This window comes from Rhodophyticola sp. CCM32 (assembly GCF_004751985.1).
In the GTDB taxonomy this organism is placed as follows: Bacteria; Pseudomonadota; Alphaproteobacteria; order Rhodobacterales; family Rhodobacteraceae; genus Rhodophyticola.
Genome location: NZ_CP038492.1, coordinates 1,101,246 through 1,121,301 on the forward strand (window position 1 = coordinate 1,101,246; position 20,056 = coordinate 1,121,301).

Genomic DNA, 20,056 nt, shown 5'->3' on the forward strand with positions numbered 1-20,056 from the left:
ACTTTCTGCTATTTTAACCAACTGCGACAATCCCGAAGCCTCAGCGGAATTCTTGGTATTCCCCGTGAGTGAGAACACCCGAACGTTTGGGAACGGAGACGCGCGCTTCGTTCATTTGAACAGCTTTGGTGAACCCGCCGCAGGCGCCTCCAGAATACTCATTCAAGTCAGAAAACGCTCTGAATTCGGTTTCATTTGTCGCTTGGCAACAATCACTGAGTCTGTTGGCTTCAGTGACGTTGATTTGCCAAATGCGCGAAGCTCCTTTGATCCCGATATTGGCTTGAGGGTCCAGGTGCCCGTCCGAGCTTTCGATGGAGAAGCCTTCCGTGATTACATTCTGAACACTTTGATCCACTTTGGCGACGAAACGATCGAAGTCGCTCTGCAATCTTAGCGGGCGGCCACCGTAGGCGCAGTCCACACTCAAATCCCGACTTAAGGAGACACGGATGCAAACCAGTTCAAAAATCGTAGCTTCCATGCTTGGTGCGGTCGTCTTGATCGGTGTGTGGCAGGCGCAAAACACTGAACTTCTTACGCTTGTTTCAGATGAGACGATAATTGCTGGGGCTGCAAACATAATCCTAGTCTACTTCGTTCTAGCTCTCTTGATTGAACGAGCTTGCGAGGTAGCCATGGACTTGATGACAGCCTCGGGGATTGTTCCCCCCAAAGGCGCATCAACCAGCGACGCAATCGTGTCTGGACGGCGAATGGTATCGGCGTTTGTCTGTCTGGTTTTCGCCATCGTGATTTCTCTCGCGGGATTGCGCCTCGTGGAGATGATCTTGGAAGTTGCTACGTCGAGTGACATCGCATCAGCGGATTACTTCACGGTGGTCGACGCGCTGGGCTTTGTTGCACAAATCGTGTGCTGTACGTTCTTCCCCTTCCCCCAGACGGATTTAGCCTACTGGCTCAGTGACGTGTATGCCAAGAGCAGTGTAGCGGTTGAGGACGGCGATACGGACCTGGATCTCTGCGACCTGCCTATCGAAGTCTCTCGCCATCAACGATTGACCGAGTAGTTTCATACAGTGCATTTTGGTTTCGACGCGACTTCGGCGGTGATATCCACTCCCGCGTCGCCAAAGGGTCCGGCCCAAATATCGTTGTGCACTGACCGCCTCGTTTCGGGCAATCGCTCCGTCACTCGTCCACTGCCCGGCAGTGCATGCCAGCATGCACGAGAGGGGGATTCCAGGGCTTTGCATTTTTACGCGGCGGGATCACCGCATGGGCATCTCGCGCCGCAATCGCTTCGTGGCATTTACGGGTGTCATACGCTCCATCAGCGGTGACGCTACCGATGTCTTGATCGGGAGGGATTTGGTCCAGAAGTTCGGGTAGCATGGGAGCATCGCCGATGTTGCTGCTGGTGACTTCGACCGCACGAACTTCCAGCGTTTTCTCGTCGATGCCTATGTGTATCTTACGCCTACCTCTCGGGACATTGCTGCGCAATGCCCTGCCGGTCAGTGGATGCGGCGTTTGGGGCCGCCATGCTTGCGGGCATTCCACTCGCCTTCACCTTCTGCTTTGATCCCTGTGCTATCGATGAGGAGGTTCAGGGGGCCTTTGGAACCGCGATACGGCAAGCTCACGTTCAGTGTTCGCTGGCGACGGCATAAGGTGCTGAAGTCCGGCACTGCCCAGTCCAATCCGACCAACCGCAATAGGCTCTGGACGAACCCAGTTGTTTGACGGAGCGGCATGCCAAACAGGACCTTCAGCGTGAGGCAAGTCTGAATGGCGGCGTCACTGAATTGCTGCTGCCGACCTCGCTTGCCGCTTGGCGGTGGCGTCCAAATCATCTCAGGGTCAAACCAGATCGATAACGAACCGCGTCGTTTCAAACTGTCATTGTAAGACGACCAGTTCTTGGTCTTGTATCTCGTGGGGGCCCAGTTGCTCATGCCCTTGAGCTATCACGCTGGATCCATGCAGTGAATCCCATCAGCCGATTTGTGCAACAAAGCCGACGCGCTGCTAACGTCTCTAATCCTGGCTGGAGGTTCTGATGGAATCCACCAGATCATGCGGTCGCTGCTCGGCGACAAAACACCGATACCAAACAACTAGAGAATGAAAGGGATATCATATGCTTATCGGGCGCGGAACTTTTTCGCCAGGAGTTGGTCATGAAATGCGCGGGACCTTTACGTTAACGCAGCAGTCCAAAGGGATTCTTATGGTCACAAGTACAGATTTCTTTTTTGATGGTTCACCAGCTCCAGGTTGGGCCTTGTCGCTGGGAGTCCCAGAAGACGCCAACGATCCAGACGTTGTACAAACTGCCGTTCAGACCGACTTTCAGCGTTTAGCCGATAAAGTTGAGCCAGTGTCAGGACAGCAATCTGGTTTAATCCCGAACTCCATCGACATCAACGACTATGACACCCTGTTCCTCTGGTGTTTCCGATTTCCCTTCATCTTGGGTGTTGGTCCAATCGAACGACTCTAAGGAAATCAAATGCAACTCAAGCACGACACCGACACATTTATCATTGCAGCCAATGAGTTGGCCATCCGGTTCATTCAATCAATCGCCACTTGTTTGCATCAGTCCAGCGATGTGGACTTTGACGTAACAAGCACGGATGCCGCGAGTTCCGACCTTCTATTTGAGATCTGCTTCAAGGGAGCGATAGAATTCGAGGAGCAATCAGGAATTGAAGCCGACGGAGCTAAATATACACCGAGGGTGGCCTTCTACACCTCGCGCTTCGGTGATGAGGAGATAATTCTGATAGGGGCGGGATCGGTCCACGGAATGATCAATGACCCTCAACTTGCGGAAGGAGTAGAACGCGCTGGCCGGTGGATCATTGAGCGTCATATGGATGATACGGGTTTACCCAATAAATCATAACCGGTTTGCGCAGTATTGCCACCATTTATGCGCTTTGTAGCAGATAGGAGGGACAAGCGTGTGCCAACTGTTCGTTGCGTCTTGCATAAGTCTCCGAACTTCAGAACTGCTAGAGATGAACATTACCCAGCTTCTCAAGCCGTTTAGATCCAATCGAAGAACATGGCTAGGCGCGGACCTCGCGCAATCACCGCCGCAGGCCTGTCTTTGCGCGGGCCGGGGTGGTGCGGTCGCTGTCATGCGCGTATCGTATGCAAAATGAACCGGTTCCCATTGAGATCGGTTTCGAGGAGAAAGATATATGATCCTGAACGCAGCCACAGCGGCCGCGCGCATGGCTTCTGCGCCCATGATGGATTGGACAGACCGCCATTGCCGTTATCTGCACCGGCTGATGTCGCGGCGGGTATTGCTCTACACCGAAATGGTGACGGCTCCGGCCATCCTGCATGGGGACCGGGACCGGTTATTGGCGTTCGATCCGGCGGAACATCCGGTGGCGTTGCAACTGGGCGGGTCCGATCCCCATGAGCTGGCCCGGGCGACCCGGATCGCGGCGGATTACGGCTATGATGAGATCAATCTCAATATCGGCTGCCCGTCGGACCGGGTGCAGTCGGGCTGTTTCGGCGCGGTGCTGATGGAGCAGCCCGATCTGGTTGCCGACTGTGCCGCCGCGATGATCGCGGCCAGCCCGGTGGAGGTGACCGTGAAATGCCGGATCGGGGTGGATGAGCAGGAGCCGCGGGAGGTTTTGCCCCGGTTCCTTGAAACCGTGTCCGGGGCCGGTATCGACCGCTTTGCGATCCACGCGCGCAAGGCCTGGCTGCAGGGGTTGAGCCCGAAACAGAACCGGGATGTGCCGCCGCTGGATTATCCGCTGGTCCATGAGATGAAACAGGTCTTCGCGCATCTGCATCTGTCGCTCAATGGTGGCGTGACCTCGCTGGACGAGGTGCAGAACCATCTGGCCGCGGGCATGGATGGGGTGATGGTGGGAAGGGCGGCCTATCATGATCCGGCTGCGATCCTGCTGGCGGCGGATCAGGTGATTTTCGGTGAGCCTCCCTCCGGGCGCTGCGCGGAACAGGTGGTGCATCTGATGCTGCCCTATATCGAGCGGCATCTGGCCAGCGGCGGCAAGCTGGGTCAGGTGACGCGGCACATGCTGGGGCTGTTTGCCGGCCGCCCCGGCGCACGGGGCTGGAGGCAGGTGATTTCCGAGGCTGCACACAGGCCCGGGGCGGGGCCGGAGGTGGTTGAGGCCGCCTTGTCCGAGGTCATGGCCCACGCAGCCTGAGACCCGCCGGATATGATGCTTGGCAAGCCGTGCGCGCCCTTGTATCCGGGCAGGGTCAGGCAAGGGAAGACACAGGTATGCCCGAGATAAGCGATCTGATGGCGATGCTGGCGCTGATCCTGGCGATCGGCGCCTTTGCCGGTGTCGTGGCGGGGCTTCTGGGGGTGGGCGGCGGCATCATTCTGGTGCCGGCCTTCTTCTTTGCGTTTTCCTATCTGGGGTATGACACACCGGATCTGATGCAGATCTGCCTGGCAACCTCGCTGGCGACGATCATCGTGACCTCGGTGCGGTCACTTCTGTCACATCACAAAAAAGGCGCGGTCGATTGGGATATCCTGCGCTCATGGGGGCCGGGGATCGCCATCGGCGCTGCCTTGGGCGTGATCGCGGCCACCGGGCTGCGCAGCGAGGTCCTGATGGGGATTTTCGGGGTGCTGGGTGTGATTGTCGGGCTTTATTTCGGGTTTGGCCGCCCCGAATGGCGCCTGGGTGACGGGATGCCGAAAGGCATGGCCCGGGCCGCAACCGCGCCCGTGCTTGGCTTTCTGTCGGTGCTGATGGGCATCGGCGGCGGCAGTTTCGGTGTGCCGCTGATGAGCCTTTACGGCACCCCGATCCACCGCGCCGTGGCCACCGCTGCGGGGTTCGGGGTGATCATCGCCGCGCCATCGGTTCTGGGCTTTCTCTTCATCGGCGGAAATCCCGCCGGCGCGCCGCCTTTCAGCATCGGTTCGGTCAATCTGGTGGCTTTTGCCGTGGTTGTGGCGATGACACTGATCACCGCGCCCTGGGGGGTGAAACTGGCCCATGCGATGGACCCGAAACCGCTGAAACGGGTCTTTGCGGTGTTCATCATGGTGATGGCCCTGAACATGCTGCGGAAAGCCCTGGGCTATTGAACCGCGCCCGCTGAACCGCGCCGCCTTTCTCTATCTCAAAAATACTTCGGGGGGCTGCCGCAGGCAGCGGGGCAGAGCCCCATTGACCGGCACGGCTGCCGCTTACTTCGTCAGCCGGGCCGCGCGTCCGCCCCGGCGCTTTTTCAGGATCGGCGCGCGTGTGGGCAATTCTGCCATGATCCCCGCGCGGGCCTCATCGCTCATCTTCGACCACTGGGCGATCTCGTCGATGGATCGGTTGCAGCCGGTGCAAAGCCGCGTCTCCGGGTGGATGACGCAGATATTCACACACGGGCTTTCGATCTCGTCGCGTTTCCAGATCTCGTCACTCATGATTGGTCCCGAATATGGCGCAGGCGGTCCAGCGCCCCCTGCAAGATATACCCTGCGGCCACATGATCAATGATCTCCGCGCGACGTTTTCGGGTTGTGTCGGCCTCCAACAGGGCGCGTTCCGCCGCAACCGTGCTCAGACGTTCATCCCAGAAGGTCAGGGGCAGGCCCCTGAACCCCTCTATCCGCTCCAGATTGCGGGCGAAAGCCCGGGTCGATTGCGCGCGCGGCCCTTCCGAGCCATCCATGTTGCGCGGCAGGCCCAGAACCAGCCCGCCGATCTCACGCGCGGTGATCAGGTCGAACAGCCGCGCCGCATCTGCGGTGAATTTCACCCGTTTCACGGTTTCCAGCGGGGTGGCCACGCTCAGCAACCGGTCACTGACCGCCACGCCAATGGTCTTGGTGCCGAAATCCAGCCCGATCAGCGCGCGGCCCGGCGACAGGGCAGTGGCAAAACTCTGAATATCCTCGCAGATCATTCCGCCTGCTCCTGAATTGGTGCGATCGCCGCATCCATCAGCGCGCGTGCGGCGGTATCATCCCCAAAGACCTGGGCCGCATTGTCATAAATGGCAAGCGCTTCGCCGCTGCGGTCCAGCACGATCAGGGCGGCGATCAGTTGCGCCCATTCCTCTGGTGCCCCGCCCTGATCTGCCAGCCGTGCGCTCAACCCGTTGACCATATCGGCGATCATCGCCTGCCGATCCTCGGGCGCCATCTCCCCGGCCTGCAACATCTGCTCGGGTGTCGGTCCGCGCAGGGTCCGGGGTTGCGGCAAATCCTCCAGGGTCACGGGATCGCCCGCAAGATAGGCCACCTCTTCAATCTGCAACCGGATCGCCTCCAGCCAGGGCGCGCCCGGCGCGCTGTCGGCCAGCAGGTTGCGCCAGATCGGATAGGCCAGATCGGGCCGCCCCTGCTGCGCATACATCAGCCCTGCGTAATAGCGGGCAGGCCCGTTGCCCGGGTCCATCTCAAGCGCGCTGAGCAGGGTCGCCTCCGCCTCGGGGAGACATAGCCGCCCGCCGCCAGCACCATCATCTCGGCCAGATCCACAAGCTGCTCCGGGCGGGCCTGATCCCCCAGCAGGGTGACCAGCCGTCCCTGGGCCAGCCTTGCGGCGCGGAAATTGCCCAATGCCGCCTCGTTCCGGGCCAGAAGCGTCAGCCCCTGAATATCCTCGGGCCGCGTCTCCATCGTCTGGCGCAATTCGGCCACCAGTGCCGCGCGCTCCGGGTCTGTGGCAATCGGCGGGCGGGGCGGCAGGCTGCGCTCCACCTCCGCCTGACCGGGCCGGTCCGCGCGGGCCTCCTCCACCAGGGTTACCCGTGTCTCCAGCGGCAGATCGGGATAGCCCGGCGCGCCGATCTGCCAATAAAGCGCTATCGCACCGGCCACCATCGCCACCAGACCCGCGCCAAGAAGCCCCGCATCGCTGCGCCGCCCGGCCGACCCCGCGCCCCCGGCGGCCTGAAGCGCGCGATCAGCCTCCAGAACCCGGCGCGCCACCTCGGCCTTTGCCCGGGTCGCATCCGCTTCCGACAGCACACCGCGCGCGACATCGCGCTCCAGCTCTTTCAGCTGGTCGCGATAGACCTGAAGGTCATAGGCCGCTGCCGGTCTGTCCCCGCCGCGCGGTCGGAAAAACCCCGCCCAGATCGCCAGGGCCACCAGCACCGAACCCGCGCCTGCGACAATCCAAAATCCCATCTGATCTTTCGCCCGTCTGTCATGCCGTTCCCCCCCATCTATGCCGGGCCGGGCCGACACAAAAGACACATTCCGCCGCAGCCATGGCCGCCAAACCTGCCAGCCTGTCGCAATCCGCCCTTGAAATGCCGCGCCGGGTATCCTCTGATCCCGCCGGTTCCCGCACACCAAAGCCAGCCCTGAGGGAAGTTGAACCATGCGCCGCTATTCCGCCTTTGCCATCGCCCGAGAGGCCGCGCGCCACCATCTGGGCTGGGACCGTGCCTGGCGCGCGCCCGCGCCGAAACAGCGCTATGATGTGGTGATCATCGGGGCAGGGGGGCACGGGCTGGCCACGGCCTATTACCTTGGCAAAAACCACGGCATCACCAATGTGGCGGTGATCGAGAAAGGCTGGCTTGGCGGTGGCAATACGGGCCGCAACACCACCATCATCCGCTCGAACTACCTGCAGGACCCGTCTGCCGCGATTTTCGAGAAATCCCGCGCGCTTTATGAAACCCTGTCCCAGGAGCTGAACTACAATGTCATGTTCAGCCCGCGCGGGGTGATGATGCTGGCCCAGACCGAACCTGAAATCCGCGGCTATCAGCGCACCGCCCATGCCAATGCGCTGCAGGGGGTGGCCACGGAATTCATCGGCCCGGCCCGGGTGAAGGAATTATGCCCGATCATCGCCATCGACGGCCCGCGCTATCCGGTTCTGGGGGCGCTCTGGCAGCCCCGGGGCGGCACCGCGCGCCATGATGCGGTGGCCTGGGGCTATGCCCGGGCCTGTTCCGACATGGGCATGGATATCATCCAGCAATGCGAGGTGACCGGCATCCGTTCGAAAGCCGGGCAGGTGACGGGCGTTGAAACCAGCAAGGGCGCCATCGCCTGCGGCAGGCTTGGCATTGTGGTCGCAGGCCATTCCAGCACCCTTGCCGGGATGGCGGGCTTTCGCCTGCCGATTGAATCCGTCGCCCTTCAGGCGCTGGTGTCCGAACCCGTCAAACCCTGCATGGATGTGGTGGTGATGGCCAACACCGTGCATGGCTATCTCAGCCAGTCCGACAAGGGTGAGATGGTGATCGGCGGCGGCACGGACGGGTTCAACAATTACACGCAGCGCGGCTCGTTCCATCATATCGAGGAAACCGTGCGCGCCCTGATTGAAACCTTCCCGATGCTCTCGCGCCTGAAAATGCTGCGCCAATGGGGCGGGATCGTGGATATCACCGGCGATCGCTCACCGATCATCTCCCCCACGCCTCTGGGCGGCTGTTTCATCAATTGTGGCTGGGGCACGGGCGGGTTCAAGGCTATCCCCGGATCGGGCTGGGGCTTTGCCGAACTGATCGCCAGGGGCCAGTCCCCCCTGACCGCGGCCTTCGGGCTGGACCGGTTCCGCGAAGGACGGTTCATAGATGAAAGCGTGGCAGCGGGGGTGGCGCATTGACCGGCCCCTGCGATTTGCGCGCTTTTGTGCCGGTTCAGGCGCGCGCCATGCGGACGCAGGGGGGTCCGGCACGTTCTGGCCGGTGCATTAGGACCGAACCGGCCCTTTTTGGCCGAGATTGCCCGTTTTCCACCGCACCGATTGAGCCTGCCCCGACCTTCGCCATGCTGAACCCCGCAGCAATGGAGGAGCCCTCATGTCTGACTTTGATCACAGAAACAATACGTTCGACTACGCGCCGCAGGACAGTTCGGGCAGCACCCTTGGTGCGCTCCTGTTCGTTCTGGGGATTGTCGGTGTTATTCTCGTCGCCATGTTCTTCTTGGGCGGTGACGGAAACAGCACAGCCCCGGCTGACCCGGGCACGGCGCCCGCAATCGCACCCGCGCCCGATGTCACACCAGGCGCCCCGGCGGCACCCGCAATCGTGGAATAACACAGCCCACGAAACCCCTCCCTCAAAGGGCAGGCGCCACCCGGCGTCTGCCCTTTTCCTGTTCTGCCTCGCCGCGACAATCCCCCCTTTGAATCAGGAGGTTCGACATGCCCCATAACCCTGATATGGCCAAACAGATGCGCCAGGATCTCGGCGATCTCGAAGGCCTGACCGAGCAAAAGATGTTCGGTGGCCTGTGCTACCTGCATCATGGCAATATGATCGGCGGGGTCGGGCCGAAAGGCGCGCTCTACCGCACGGGCAAGGGCGCGCTGGCCAGGGCGCTTACCTTGCCCGGCACCACCCAGATGGAAATGGGGGGCCGCAAAATGGGCGGTTTTGCCCGCCTGTCAAACGACGCCTTCGCCGATGAGACCACCCGTCTGGCCCTCACCCGGATGGCGCTTGATTTTGTCACAACCCTGCCGCCGAAGGCGCCCAGATCATGATCGCTTCTTCATCTTTCAAATATTTCGGGGGACGGCTGCAAGCCGGGGGGCAGCGCCCCCGTGTTCCGCCTGCCACCAATCCCGGGTTCCGGCTCAATTCCGGGACGCGCGCATGCTGATCCTGACCTGCCCCTATTGCGGCCTCCGCGCCGATGAGACAGAGCTTGCCCCGGGCGGGGAGGCGCATCTGAAACGCGTCGGTCCCGGGTCGGACGACGCGGATTTCGAGGCCTATCTGTTCCACCGCGCCAATCTCAAAAGCGTGCATTTCGAACGCTGGCGCCATGCCTATGGCTGCGGCAAATGGTTCCTCGCCGCCCGCGACACGGCCACATTGGAGGTGTTCGGCACCTATCCCGCCCAAAGCACGGAACCGCCCGCTGAGATCCTTGACAGGATCAAGGCCAGACAGCCGGGATGGACCCCGTCATGAGCACCCGCCTTGCCCGTGGCGGCCGCCTCATCGACCGGTCGGTGCAGATTGAATTCTCATTCAACCGCAAACGGTTACACGGCTTTTCCGGCGATACGCTGGCCTCCGCGCTTCTGGCCAATGGCCAAAGCCTTGTGGGGCGCAGCTTCAAATACCACCGCCCGCGCGGCATTCTTGCCTCCGGCCCCGAGGAACCGAATGCCCTGGTCAATCTGGGGCAGGGCGGACGGTTCGAGCCCAATCAGCGGGCGACAACGACCGAGCTGTTTGACGGGTTGCAGGCGCAAAGCCAGAACCACTGGCCCAGCCTCGATTTCGATATCGGCGCGCTTAATCAGCTTGCCGCCCGCCTGCTGCCTGCGGGGTTCTATTACAAGACCTTCATCCATCCGCGCCCGTTCTGGAAACACCTGTTCGAGCCGATCATCCGCCAGTCCGCCGGTCTGGGTGCGGCCCCGAAAGATCGCGATGCGGATCGCTATGAACATTTCTATGGGTTTGTGGATCTGCTGATCATCGGTGGCGGGGTTGCGGGGCTGCAAGCCGCGCGCAGCGCCGGGGCGGAAGGCAAACGCGTGCTGCTGATCGAGCAAACTGCCGATTGGGGCGGCCGCGCCCCTGTCGATGGCGGCATGATCGAAGGGAAGACGCCGGAAGATTGGGTGAGAGACGCATTACAATCCATTGAAACTATGCCAAATATCACGGTTCGCACCCGGATGATGGGGGCGGGCGTGTATGATCATGGCTATGTTCTGGCCTATGAGCGTGTGGCCGATCACACCCCGGAAACAGGTGCCCCCCGCCACCGGCTCTGGCGCATCCGGGCAGGCCATGTGATCACCGCCACAGGCGCCATTGAACGCCCGCTCAGCTTTGCGGGCAATGATATTCCCGGCGTCATGCTGGCCTCGGCGATGCGGGATTATCTGGTCAATCACGCGGTTTCCGCCGGCGATCGCACGGTGGTTGTCACCAATAATGACGATGCCTATCGCACGGCGCTGGCCCTGCATCAGGCGGGCCTTTCGGTGCCGTGCATCGTCGATGCCCGCCCCGGGGCGGAGGGCGATCTGCCGGATCGGGCCCGCGCTTTGGGGATCCGGGTTCTGACCGGCACCGGCATCGCGCAGGTCAAAGGCGGAAAATATGTGACCGGTGTTGCCCTCTGCCAGCAGGCGGGCGAGGGGGCAGCGACCGAAGAGATCGCCTGCGACGCGGTGGCCATGTCCGGCGGCTGGTCCCCGGTGGTGCATCTGTGGTCCCATTGCGGCGGCAAGCTGATCTGGGATGAGGGGCTGGCCTGTTTCCGCCCTGATCCTGACCGCCCCCCTACCGGCGATGAAGGGGCGGGGTTTGTCTCGGCCACCGGGGCCGCGAATGGGGATTTCCACCTGTCGCAGATCGTGCCCGGAGCCGAGGTGGAGACCGAAAACCCGCTGATGCCCGTCTGGATGATGCCGCAGGGGGGGATATCGGGAAACGCGCGAAGATGTGGCTGGATTTCCAGAATGATGTGAAGGTCTCCGACGTGCAGCTTGCCGCGCGCGAAGGCTATGAAAGCGTGGAACACACCAAACGCTACACCACATTGGGGATGGCGACGGATCAGGGGAAGCTCAGCAATATCAACGGTCTGGCGGTGCTTTCTGATGCGCTGAACGCGCCGATCCCGCAGGTGGGCACCACCACCTTCCGCCCGCCCTACACACCGATCTCCATGGGTGCGATCGCAGGTGAGGCGCGCGCCGATCTGTTTCAGCCCCTGCGGCGCACAGTGCTTCATGACTGGCACGCGGCCCATGGGGCGGTGTTCGAACCGGTGGGCCAGTGGCATCGGCCCTATTGCTTCCCCCGGGGTGCGGAAACCCGGGCCGGGGCCGTGGCGCGCGAGATCACCGCGACCCGCAGCAGCCTGGGCCTGCTGGATGCCTCCACACTTGGCAAGATTCTGGTGAAAGGCCCGGATGCGGGGCGGTTCATGGATATGCTGTACACCAATATGATGAGCAACCTGAAACCCGGGCGCTGCCGCTATGGCCTGATGTGCAATGAAAACGGGTTTTTGATGGATGACGGGGTGGTGGCGCGTCTGGATGACAGCACATTTCTGGTCCACACCACCACCGGCGGGGCGGATCATATCCATGGGCATATGGAGGATTGGCTGCAATGCGAATGGTGGGACTGGCAGGTCTATACCGTCAATGTCACCGAACACTGGGCTCAGATTGCCGTTGTCGGCCCGAAAGCGCGCGCGGTTCTGGAAAAACTGGGCGGCACAATGGATCTTGGCGCCGGGGTCCTGCCGTTCATGGGCTGGGCCGAGGGCCGGATCGGAGATTTCGACGCCCGCGTCTTCCGCATCTCCTTCTCCGGTGAATTGAGTTTCGAGCTGGCGGTGCCCGCCTCACAGGGTCTGGATTTCTGGGAGACGCTGCATGAGGCAGGCGCCGAATTTGACGCCACCGCCTATGGCACCGAGGCGTTGCATGTGATGCGCGCCGAAAAGGGGTTCATCATGATCGGCGATGAAACCGATGGCACGGTGATCCCCCAGGATCTGGGGCTGGACTGGGCGATCTCAACGAAGAAAGCGGATTATCTGGGCAAACGGGCGCAGGCGCGGCCCCATATGACCGATGGCGCAAGGTGGAAACTGGTGGGGCTGCAAACGCTGAACGGCACGGTTCTGGCCGATGGCAGCTATGCGGTGGCGCCGGGCAACACCGCAAACGGGCAGCGGAACACGCAGGGCCGCGTGACCTCCACCTACCATTCCCCGACCCTGAACCGGGGCATCGCCATGGGGCTGGTTCTGAACGGGCCGGACCGGATGGGGGAGGTGCTGGAGTTCATCACTGTCACCGGTGACATGGTCGAGGCCCGCATCGTCAGCCCGGTCTTCTATGACCCGGAGGGGGAGAAGCAGAATGTCTGACCACAGCGCCCTGCCGGGGGCAGAGGCAATCAGCCGCGCCGCACATCTGCGGGAAATCGGGCTGCAGGGGATGGTGACGCTCAAGGCGGATATGGATGCCTCTGCGGTGGCCCGCGCGGTCAGGGCGGCAACAGGTCTGGCGCTGCCGGAGCCACGCGGGATTGTCAGCTCTGACATGCAGTCTGTCGCCTGGATGGCCCCCGATGAGCTTCTGATCCTCTGTGCCCATGACACGGCCGATGCGCTGGTGACCGATCTGGGCGAGGCGCTGAAGGATCAGCCTCATCTGGCGGTCAATGTCTCGGACGCCCGCGCGGTTTTTGCGCTGGACGGCCCCGGCGCGCGGGAGGTTCTGGCGAAACTGGCCCCGGTCGATCTGCACCCCGACAGTTTCCGGCCCGGAGAGATGCGGCGCACCCGGCTGGCGCAGGCCGCCGCCGCCTTCTGGATGCCGGAGGAGCACAGTTTCCGCGTCATCTGCTTCCGCTCGGTGGCGCGCTATGTGTTCGATCTGCTTGCCTTGAGCGCCAAAGACGGCGGCAGGGTCGGGTATTTCTAAAGCGCCGTCCTGAAAATCTGAGCCAGCCCTCACCACCATTTCGCCCGGCGGCACCGCCGGGCAGCGCCTGAGCCGACCCCACGGGGCGCGCGGGCGCTTCTCGCCCTCCCCTCGGCTCAGGCGCTGCCCTCCGCGTAATGCATATGCGTTGCAGAATTCTGGTCCGACGCTCAAAGAACGCGAAGCGTGGCAGGGTATAGGTGATGCAGGTTCAAGGCAGGGTGCTATGACGAAAGACCGGAATTCCCGGGATTTTCGTGCGGAAAACACGTGTTTTCCGATCACTCTGCACAGCCCCGGGGTTGACCTTTGGGCCGGGGAGCCTCCATCTGTCAGTCAATCGCATGCAGAAGAACCAAGAGGGGTCTGACCAATGACATTCGAACTTCCCGACCTTCCCTACGCCCATGATGCACTGGCCGCGAACGGCATGTCGCAGGAAACCCTGGAATATCACCATGACCTGCACCACAAGGCCTATGTGGACAATGGCAACAAGCTGATCGCAGGCACCGAATGGGCCGACAAACCGATGGAAGAGATCATCACCGGCACCTATGATGCGGGCGCGGTGGCACAGAATGGTATCTTCAACAATATCAGCCAGTTGTGGAACCATAATCAGTTCTGGGAGATGATGGGCCCCGGCGCTTCGACCATGCCCGAAGAGCTTGAGACGCGGATCACCGATGCGTTCGGATCGGTCGATGAATTCAAATCGCAGTTTTCCGCCGCAGGGGCGGGGCAGTTCGGCTCTGGCTGGGCCTGGCTGGTGGTCGATACCGATGGCAGCCTGAAGGTTACCAAGACCGAAAATGGCGTGAACCCGCTTTGCTTCGGGCAGACAGCGCTTCTGGGCTGCGATGTGTGGGAACATTCCTACTATATCGACTTCCGCAACAAACGGCCCGCGTACCTGACCAACTTCCTCGACAATCTGGTGAACTGGGAAAACGTGGCGGAACGGCTGGCTGCGGCCTGAACGCAGGGCCGGATCTTTCAGGGCTCGCCCGGCGTATGGGGCGGGCCTTTTGCATTGCCTCATCCGGGCAAGTGCGCTTCGCTGCATCCCATGACCGACATGCCCGAACTTCGCCCGGCAAAAGCCGCTGATCTGCCCGCGCTTCAGATACTCTATCAACATCTGATCCCGGGAGAGAGGCCTGCATCACCGGACGTGGCCGAGGATCGTCTGACCGCCCTGGCTGCCTATCCCGGCAGCGCGGTTCTGGTTGCTGATCTGGCGGGCGATCTGATTGCCACTGTGACGCTGATCATCGTGCCCAACATGACCCGTGGCGGCGCCCCATATGCGTTTATCGAAAATGTCGTGACCCATGCGGATTTCCGGGGGCAGGGCCATGGCACCCGGCTTCTGTCAGAGGCTGAACGGCGGGCCTGGGATGCAGGCTGCTACCGGATCATGATTGTCAGCGGCGATCACAACAGCACGGCCCATGCCCTTTACCGGAGTGCAGGCTATTCCGGGTCCAAGATCGGCTTTCAGAAGCGCAGGATTGCAGACCGCCACCCGGTCCGATAGGCCGGGGCAGAGAGGCAGGGGAGCAAGATGACTGAGCCTGTGAAAGGCGTTCTGGCGATGATCGGAGCCTGCACGATCTGGGGTCTGTCGCCGATTTTCTACAAGCTTTTGTCGGATGTGCCGCCGCTGGAGGTTCTGGCCCATCGCACGCTGTGGTCGGTGATCGTGTTCGGGCTGGCTCTGGCCGGGCAGGGGCGGCTGCGGGACCTGCGCCCGGCGCTCTCAGGTAGGCGGGTTCTGCTGCTGGTCTTTGTGGCCGCGATGATGATTTCGGCCAACTGGTTTCTGTTCATCTTTTCGATACAGGTGGGCCGGACGGTGGAATCCGCACTTGGATATTACATCTTTCCGCTGGTTGCCGTGCTGATCGGGGCCGTGGTTCTGAAAGAGAAACTGGGCAAGGCGCAACTGGCCGCTGTGGGGCTGGCGGCGCTGGCAGTGACAATCCTGACCCTGGGTCTGGGGGTTGCCCCCTGGATTTCGCTGACCCTGGGGGTGACCTTCGGCATGTACGGGTTGTTGAAACGATGGGTTGCGGCGGGGCCTGTGGTGTCGGTGACAAGCGAGGTGCTGCTGATCAGCCCGCTGGCGCTTGGTTATCTGCTTTGGCTTGGGCCCGGGCAGGGGGCTTTTGGCAATGATCTGTGGGCCAGCCTGTTTCTGGTCCTGTCCGGCCCGCTGACGGCGCTGCCGCTGATCCTGTTTTCCTACGCGGCCAAACGTGCGGCCATGTCCACCATCGGGCTGGTGCAATATCTGAACCCGACGCTGCAATTCGGCTCGGCCGTGCTGATCCTGGGGGAGAGGGTGACGCTGTGGCACGCCATCGCCTTCCCGATCATCTGGGTTGCGCTGATGATCTATTCCTGGGCCAGTCTCAGGCGGCCGCAAGCTCCAGCGCCGACATAAGGGCGGGCACGGTGTCGACGGGGCGGTACAGGTCCAGCAGGCTGTCCTCGGCAAAGCCCTGGGTCACCAGATGGGCCATCATCGCGATCAGCGGGTCCCAGTAACCCGCAGTGTTCATCAGAAAGATCGGTTTGTCATGCAGGCCCAATTGCCGCCAGGTAAGCACTTCAAAGAATTCGTCCAGTGATCCCGCGCCGCCGGGCAGAACCACGATGGCATCGGAATTCATGAACATCACTTTCTTGCGCTCATGCATATTCTCGGTGATGACAAGGCGGTTGAGGTCGCGTTTGCCCATTTCGCGGGCCAGAAGATGGGTGGGGATAACCCCGAATGTGTCCCCGCTCTGGGCCTGTGCGGCGCGGGCCACGGCGCCCATAAGCCCCACATCGCCCGCCCCGTAAACCAGCCGCATGCCCGCCCGGGCAAGGCCATCGCCCAGGGCGGTGGCATCGGCCATATATTCCGGATCAGCCCCGGGGCGAGAGCCGCAATAGACACAGACAGAGAATGACAAATCCCGCAACCCTTGCACAAAGTGGTGTTTTGCCCCCTGATAGACCTGTTGATACAGTCACTCAAGCCGGTCTGTGTGCATCTCAGGATATGCGCAGATCAGGCCGGTGAGTAGATTTGGATGGGTGATATGGCCGCAGGATTTTCAGGCATCGGGCTGAGCGGTGCGACGCTGGCAATCAGCGTCGGCGCGGTGGCGTCCGTCGCGGTGCTGGGCGTGGTTGGCTGGGTGGTTCTTTCCGCCCCGGAGGATGAGACCGCCCCGATGCCCGCTTCTGCGGAACAGGGGGATACGTCTTCGCCCGAGATGCCCGTGGCGGTTGAAACCGAGGTGAGCCCGGATGACCCGGAACCGGAGAGTGCGACGGCCGAAACCGCCTCTGAAACCGCTGCGGTCGCCCCGGCCCCCGAGCCGGAGCCGGAGCCAGCGGCAGAGCCGCGGCCGCCGCAGATCGACCTGGTGCGGGTGGAAACCAGTGGTGCCACGATCGTTGCGGGCCGGGCAGAGCCGGGTGCCGAGGTGACGCTGATCCTTGACGGGGCCGGGATTGAAGCGACCCGTGTGGATGAAACCGGCGCATTTGTTGCGATGCTGACCCTGCCGAGCTCGGATGCGCCCCGGATGCTCAGCCTGTCCATGGCTTTGGATGAAGGTGAAACCATACCCTCCCGGGAAAGCGTTATCATTGCCCCGACACAAAGACCGGCAGAGGCATTGATCGCCCGGGCCGATGGTGTTGCACCCGATACCGAGGAGGGCGTGGCCCCCGGGGTGGCGCAGGAGACTAGCGCGCCTGCTGCTGATAATACGGCAGATGCAGACCCGGCCCCTGCTGAGCCCGAGCCGCAGGCGCCCGCCGTTCTGATTGCCGATGACAGCGGCGTCAGGGTGGTGCAACCGGCGGATGACGGCCCTGTCGTGCAGGATCAGATTGCGCTGGATACCATCACCTATAACCCCGAGGGCGCGGTTGTGCTGGCCGGGCGCGGGCAGGCGGAAACCGATCTCAGGGTCTATCTGGACAATCTGCCGATCCATCTGGCCGAGATCAACGCGGTGGGCGAATGGCAGGCGGAACTGCCGCAGGTTGACCCCGGCACCTATACCCTGCGGGTGGATCAGCTGGGTGCTGAGGGGCAGGTGATCAGCCGGGTCGAAACCCCGTTCCTGCGTGAGGAACCCGCAGTTCTGGCCGCGATCCCCGAACCGGATGAGACGATTTCGGTGGTGACCGTGCAGCCCGGCTTCACCCTTTGGGGCATCGCCCGGGATCTGTTGGGGGAGGGCACGCTCTATGTGCAGGTTTACGAGGCCAATCAGGAACTGATCCGCAATCCCGATCTGATTTATCCCGGTCAGGTCTTTGCAATCCCTGAAAGCGTCTCGGAATAATCCTGTCGCATCTGGTCATCTGCGGCCTGCCCGCCGATAGCTTTTCAGGTTTAAGCTGAAGCAGAAGGTGTTGAAAACGCGTTCGAGCCAAAGGTGAGAGCGTCGCCCTGAAATTCCGCACCACCCCCGTACCATGCTTCCGCCCGGCGGCACCGCCGGGCAGCGCCTGACCCGACCCCACGGGGCGGGCGCTTCTCGCCCACCCCTCGGCTCAGACGCGGCCCTCAGCGTAATCCATCTGCGTTTCAGATTAACTGGACGATGTGCGAGAGGCAGCTTTTCTAAAGAGGCGGCTTTTTTCGATTCAGCTTTTACCCGAAACGTTTTAGGGTCATCGTTCAGAGCCGCCAGCAGGATATGCGCCAGCCGATGCCGACCGAGTTTCCGATACCAGGTGACACTGCCGAAACCCGCGAACGGCGGAGCGGGTGGCGCACGATCCGCAAGGTTTCCCCCTATCTCTGGCCGGAGGGGCAAACCTGGGTGAAACGGCGCGTGGTGCTGGCGTTGGCCATGCTGGTGGTGGCCAAGCTGATCGCGGTGTTCACGCCTTTTCTCTACAAGGCCGCCGTTGACGGGCTGGCGGGCGACAGCGATGGCTCTGCCGCCTGGCTGCTGATGTTCGGTGCGGTGGGTGTGACCATCGCCTATGGCATGGCGCGGGCGGCGAATGTGGGGTTTCAGCAATTGCGCGACGTGGCCTTTGCGAAAGTGGGCCAGCGGGCGTTGCGGCAACTGGCGCTGGAGACCTTTGAACATATCCATGCGCTCAGCCTGCGCTATCACATCACCCGCAAGACCGGGGGCCTCAGCCGGATCATTGAGCGCGGTGTGAAAGGCGTCGATTTCCTGCTGCGGTTCCTGCTGTTTTCGGTGGGCCCGCTGATCCTTGAGCTGTTGCTGACCGGGATCATTCTGGCGGTGGTGTTCGACATCGCCTATCTGCTGGTGCTGGCCGTCACCATCGCCATCTATATCTGGTTCACCTTCAAGGTCACCGAATGGCGGGTGAAGATCCGCAAGCAGATGAATGATCAGGATACGGATGCCAACCAGAAGGCCATCGACAGTCTGCTGAATTTCGAGACCGTGAAATATTTCGGGGCCGAGGACCGTGAGGCGGTGCGGTATGATGGTGCGATGGAAGGCTATGAGACCGCCGCGCTCAAGACCTCCTATTCGCTGGCGGCGCTGAATTTCGGCCAATCCCTGATCATCACCACCGGGCTGGTGATTGTGATGGTGATGGCCGCATTTGGGGTACAGAATGGCAGCCTGACCGTGGGCGATTTCGTCATGGTCAACGCCTATATGATCCAGATCACCATGCCGCTGAATTTTCTGGGCACGGTCTATCGCGAGATCCGTCAGAGCCTGGTCGATATGGGCGAGATGTTCGACCTTCTGGAACAGCCCGCCGAGGTCAAGGACCGGCCCGGGGCGCCGGATCTGGTCTGCACCGAGGGCGAGGTGGTGTTCGAGGATGTGATCTTTGGCTATGACGCGGCGCGCCCGATTTTGAAAGGCGTGTCCTTTCGCGTGGGGCCGGGGGAAACGATCGCTCTGGTCGGCCCGTCGGGTTCAGGCAAATCCACGATCGGGCGGCTTTTGTTCCGGTTTTATGATGTGGAGGCCGGGGCGATCCGCATCGACGGGCAGGATCTGCGCGAGGTCACCCAGAGCAGCCTGCATGCCCTGATCGGCGTGGTGCCTCAGGATACCGTGTTGTTCAACGACACAATCCGCTACAACATCGCCTATGGACGGCCCGAGGCCGGTTTTGCCGAGATTGAAGCAGCGGCGCGGGCGGCGAAAATCCATGGTTTTATCGAGGCCCTGCCGGATGGGTATGAAACCGCTGTGGGGGAACGGGGCCTGAAGCTTTCAGGCGGGGAAAAGCAACGGGTGGGGATCGCCCGGACCCTGCTGAAGAACCCGCCGATCCTGCTGCTGGATGAAGCGACCTCGGCGCTTGATACCGAGACTGAGCGGGATATTCAGGAAGAGTTGAAAATGATGGGGCAGGGGCGTTCTGTCATCACCATCGCCCATCGGTTATCGACCGTGGTTGAGGCCGATCAGATCATCGTGCTGGAACAAGGTGAGATTGTGGAGCAGGGCACCCATGAGGTGCTGGTGACGCTTGGCGGGCGGTATGCGGCCATGTGGCACCGGCAGATGGCCGAAGAGGATGCGGTCTGAGCCTGTGACGGCCTGTGAGAGGGGCGGCGGGCCGCGTCAGGCCCCCGTGCCGGGAGCCCTCCTTACCCCGCGCTGCCGCGAGTTTGTGGCACGGAATGGGGTGGTAATGCG

20 protein-coding genes and 2 pseudogenes are annotated in these 20,056 nt (G+C 62.0%); 15 read left to right on the forward strand and 7 right to left on the reverse strand.

Features of this window, described 5'->3' with window-relative positions; translation table 11 throughout:
• Window positions 1–40: 40 nt before the first annotated feature.
• Window positions 41–583 carry a hypothetical protein gene (locus E2K80_RS05400; protein WP_135373469.1) on the reverse strand — a complete coding sequence of 181 codons (543 nt, stop codon included), beginning with the start codon at window positions 581–583 and terminating at the stop codon, window positions 41–43.
• A gap of 325 nt (window positions 584–908) precedes the next feature.
• Window positions 909–1,919: pseudogene (locus E2K80_RS05405) on the reverse strand (IS5 family transposase).
• 185 nt (window positions 1,920–2,104) lie between these two features.
• Here E2K80_RS05405 and E2K80_RS05410 point away from each other — a divergent pair.
• The 4 genes from E2K80_RS05410 to E2K80_RS05425 all read left to right on the forward strand — a co-directional run bounded on the left by E2K80_RS05410 (window position 2,105) and on the right by E2K80_RS05425 (window position 5,077).
• Window positions 2,105–2,467: a DM13 domain-containing protein gene (locus tag E2K80_RS05410; protein WP_135373471.1), complete on the forward strand. Its 363-nt coding sequence runs from the start codon at window positions 2,105–2,107 to the stop codon at window positions 2,465–2,467.
• 9 nt (window positions 2,468–2,476) lie between these two features.
• A complete protein-coding gene (locus tag E2K80_RS05415; protein ID WP_135373473.1) occupies window positions 2,477–2,875 on the forward strand; it encodes a hypothetical protein in 399 nt (132 codons plus the stop codon).
• Window positions 2,876–3,176: 301 nt separating this feature from the next.
• Window positions 3,177–4,175: a tRNA dihydrouridine(20/20a) synthase DusA gene (gene dusA, locus E2K80_RS05420; protein ID WP_135373475.1), complete on the forward strand. Its 999-nt coding sequence runs from the start codon at window positions 3,177–3,179 to the stop codon at window positions 4,173–4,175.
• 77 nt (window positions 4,176–4,252) lie between these two features.
• Window positions 4,253–5,077: a sulfite exporter TauE/SafE family protein gene (locus E2K80_RS05425; protein WP_135373476.1), complete on the forward strand. Its 825-nt coding sequence runs from the start codon at window positions 4,253–4,255 to the stop codon at window positions 5,075–5,077.
• 102 nt (window positions 5,078–5,179) lie between these two features.
• Here E2K80_RS05425 and E2K80_RS05430 read toward each other — a convergent pair whose 3' ends face one another.
• From E2K80_RS05430 to ccmI, 4 genes are read right to left on the reverse strand one after another with little or no spacing between them, the layout of a single operon-like run.
• The gene (locus tag E2K80_RS05430; protein ID WP_135373478.1) at window positions 5,180–5,410 is read right to left on the reverse strand and encodes a DUF1289 domain-containing protein; all 231 of its coding nucleotides are present in this window, start codon (window positions 5,408–5,410) and stop codon (window positions 5,180–5,182) included.
• The gene (ruvX, locus tag E2K80_RS05435; protein ID WP_135373480.1) at window positions 5,407–5,892 is read right to left on the reverse strand and encodes a Holliday junction resolvase RuvX; all 486 of its coding nucleotides are present in this window, start codon (window positions 5,890–5,892) and stop codon (window positions 5,407–5,409) included. The genes E2K80_RS05430 and ruvX overlap by 4 nt, the downstream gene beginning before the upstream one ends.
• Window positions 5,889–6,386, reverse strand: coding sequence for a hypothetical protein (locus tag E2K80_RS19470; protein WP_238475767.1), 498 nt, complete (start codon window positions 6,384–6,386; stop codon window positions 5,889–5,891). Before E2K80_RS19470 ends, ruvX begins: the two co-directional genes overlap by 4 nt.
• Window positions 6,344–7,123 carry a c-type cytochrome biogenesis protein CcmI gene (gene ccmI, locus E2K80_RS19755; protein ID WP_274379251.1) on the reverse strand — a complete coding sequence of 260 codons (780 nt, stop codon included), beginning with the start codon at window positions 7,121–7,123 and terminating at the stop codon, window positions 6,344–6,346. The genes E2K80_RS19470 and ccmI overlap by 43 nt, the downstream gene beginning before the upstream one ends.
• A 196-nt stretch (window positions 7,124–7,319) precedes the next feature.
• On the opposite strand from ccmI, the gene E2K80_RS05445 reads away from it, so the two are divergent.
• From E2K80_RS05445 to rarD, 9 genes and pseudogenes are all read left to right on the forward strand, one after another.
• Window positions 7,320–8,564 carry a sarcosine oxidase subunit beta family protein gene (locus E2K80_RS05445; RefSeq protein ID WP_135373482.1) on the forward strand — a complete coding sequence of 415 codons (1,245 nt, stop codon included), beginning with the start codon at window positions 7,320–7,322 and terminating at the stop codon, window positions 8,562–8,564.
• A gap of 196 nt (window positions 8,565–8,760) precedes the next feature.
• Window positions 8,761–9,000, forward strand: a complete 240-nt coding sequence (locus tag E2K80_RS05450; RefSeq protein WP_135373484.1) for a hypothetical protein — start codon at window positions 8,761–8,763, stop codon at window positions 8,998–9,000.
• Between the two features lie 107 nt (window positions 9,001–9,107).
• Window positions 9,108–9,449: a TfoX/Sxy family protein gene (locus E2K80_RS05455; protein ID WP_135373486.1), complete on the forward strand. Its 342-nt coding sequence runs from the start codon at window positions 9,108–9,110 to the stop codon at window positions 9,447–9,449.
• A 112-nt stretch (window positions 9,450–9,561) separates the two neighbouring features.
• The gene (locus E2K80_RS05460) at window positions 9,562–9,882 is read left to right on the forward strand and encodes a sarcosine oxidase subunit delta (protein ID WP_135373488.1); all 321 of its coding nucleotides are present in this window, start codon (window positions 9,562–9,564) and stop codon (window positions 9,880–9,882) included.
• Window positions 9,879–12,823: pseudogene (locus E2K80_RS05465) on the forward strand (sarcosine oxidase subunit alpha family protein). The gene E2K80_RS05460 and the pseudogene E2K80_RS05465 overlap by 4 nt, the downstream one beginning before the upstream one ends.
• Window positions 12,816–13,382, forward strand: a complete 567-nt coding sequence (locus E2K80_RS05470) for a sarcosine oxidase subunit gamma (protein WP_135373490.1) — start codon at window positions 12,816–12,818, stop codon at window positions 13,380–13,382. Before E2K80_RS05465 ends, E2K80_RS05470 begins: the two are co-directional and overlap by 8 nt.
• A 373-nt stretch (window positions 13,383–13,755) precedes the next feature.
• Window positions 13,756–14,364, forward strand: coding sequence for a superoxide dismutase (locus tag E2K80_RS05475; protein ID WP_135373492.1), 609 nt, complete (start codon window positions 13,756–13,758; stop codon window positions 14,362–14,364).
• A 90-nt stretch (window positions 14,365–14,454) separates the two neighbouring features.
• Window positions 14,455–14,925 carry a GNAT family N-acetyltransferase gene (locus E2K80_RS05480; protein ID WP_135373494.1) on the forward strand — a complete coding sequence of 157 codons (471 nt, stop codon included), beginning with the start codon at window positions 14,455–14,457 and terminating at the stop codon, window positions 14,923–14,925.
• Between the two features lie 27 nt (window positions 14,926–14,952).
• The gene (gene rarD, locus E2K80_RS05485) at window positions 14,953–15,834 is read left to right on the forward strand and encodes an EamA family transporter RarD (RefSeq protein WP_135373496.1); all 882 of its coding nucleotides are present in this window, start codon (window positions 14,953–14,955) and stop codon (window positions 15,832–15,834) included.
• Here the strand turns inward: rarD and E2K80_RS05490 are convergent.
• On the reverse strand, window positions 15,803–16,351 hold the full coding sequence (locus E2K80_RS05490) for a TIGR00730 family Rossman fold protein (RefSeq protein WP_168193109.1): 549 nt from the start codon (window positions 16,349–16,351) through the stop codon (window positions 15,803–15,805). The genes rarD and E2K80_RS05490 overlap by 32 nt on opposite strands.
• Before the next feature lie 129 nt (window positions 16,352–16,480).
• Here E2K80_RS05490 and E2K80_RS05495 point away from each other — a divergent pair, with 129 nt between their 5' ends.
• On the forward strand, window positions 16,481–17,743 hold the full coding sequence (locus E2K80_RS05495) for a LysM peptidoglycan-binding domain-containing protein (protein WP_168193110.1): 1,263 nt from the start codon (window positions 16,481–16,483) through the stop codon (window positions 17,741–17,743).
• A 369-nt stretch (window positions 17,744–18,112) separates the two neighbouring features.
• Entirely contained in the window at window positions 18,113–19,945 is a 1,833-nt protein-coding gene (locus E2K80_RS05500; protein ID WP_135373500.1) for an ABCB family ABC transporter ATP-binding protein/permease, read from the forward strand.
• The last annotated feature ends 111 nt before the right edge of the window (window positions 19,946–20,056 follow it).

Excerpts from the sequence above, each read along its gene's own strand:
- E2K80_RS05400 (WP_135373469.1), bottom strand. The coding sequence starts at position 583 with ATGTTTGCAGCCCCAGCAATTATCGTCTCATCTGAAACAAGCGTAAGA.
- E2K80_RS05410 (WP_135373471.1), top strand. The coding sequence starts at position 2,105 with ATGCTTATCGGGCGCGGAACTTTTTCGCCAGGAGTTGGTCATGAAATG.
- E2K80_RS05415 (WP_135373473.1), top strand. The coding sequence starts at position 2,477 with ATGCAACTCAAGCACGACACCGACACATTTATCATTGCAGCCAATGAG.
- dusA (WP_135373475.1), top strand. The coding sequence starts at position 3,177 with ATGATCCTGAACGCAGCCACAGCGGCCGCGCGCATGGCTTCTGCGCCC.
- E2K80_RS05425 (WP_135373476.1), top strand. The coding sequence starts at position 4,253 with ATGCCCGAGATAAGCGATCTGATGGCGATGCTGGCGCTGATCCTGGCG.
- E2K80_RS05430 (WP_135373478.1), bottom strand. The coding sequence starts at position 5,410 with ATGAGTGACGAGATCTGGAAACGCGACGAGATCGAAAGCCCGTGTGTG.
- ruvX (WP_135373480.1), bottom strand. The coding sequence starts at position 5,892 with ATGATCTGCGAGGATATTCAGAGTTTTGCCACTGCCCTGTCGCCGGGC.
- E2K80_RS19470 (WP_238475767.1), bottom strand. The coding sequence starts at position 6,386 with ATGGACCCGGGCAACGGGCCTGCCCGCTATTACGCAGGGCTGATGTAT.
- ccmI (WP_274379251.1), bottom strand. The coding sequence starts at position 7,123 with ATGGGATTTTGGATTGTCGCAGGCGCGGGTTCGGTGCTGGTGGCCCTG.
- E2K80_RS05445 (WP_135373482.1), top strand. The coding sequence starts at position 7,320 with ATGCGCCGCTATTCCGCCTTTGCCATCGCCCGAGAGGCCGCGCGCCAC.
- E2K80_RS05450 (WP_135373484.1), top strand. The coding sequence starts at position 8,761 with ATGTCTGACTTTGATCACAGAAACAATACGTTCGACTACGCGCCGCAG.
- E2K80_RS05455 (WP_135373486.1), top strand. The coding sequence starts at position 9,108 with ATGCCCCATAACCCTGATATGGCCAAACAGATGCGCCAGGATCTCGGC.
- E2K80_RS05460 (WP_135373488.1), top strand. The coding sequence starts at position 9,562 with ATGCTGATCCTGACCTGCCCCTATTGCGGCCTCCGCGCCGATGAGACA.
- E2K80_RS05470 (WP_135373490.1), top strand. The coding sequence starts at position 12,816 with ATGTCTGACCACAGCGCCCTGCCGGGGGCAGAGGCAATCAGCCGCGCC.
- E2K80_RS05475 (WP_135373492.1), top strand. The coding sequence starts at position 13,756 with ATGACATTCGAACTTCCCGACCTTCCCTACGCCCATGATGCACTGGCC.
- E2K80_RS05480 (WP_135373494.1), top strand. The coding sequence starts at position 14,455 with ATGACCGACATGCCCGAACTTCGCCCGGCAAAAGCCGCTGATCTGCCC.
- rarD (WP_135373496.1), top strand. The coding sequence starts at position 14,953 with ATGACTGAGCCTGTGAAAGGCGTTCTGGCGATGATCGGAGCCTGCACG.
- E2K80_RS05495 (WP_168193110.1), top strand. The coding sequence starts at position 16,481 with ATGGCCGCAGGATTTTCAGGCATCGGGCTGAGCGGTGCGACGCTGGCA.
- E2K80_RS05500 (WP_135373500.1), top strand. The coding sequence starts at position 18,113 with ATGCCGACCGAGTTTCCGATACCAGGTGACACTGCCGAAACCCGCGAA.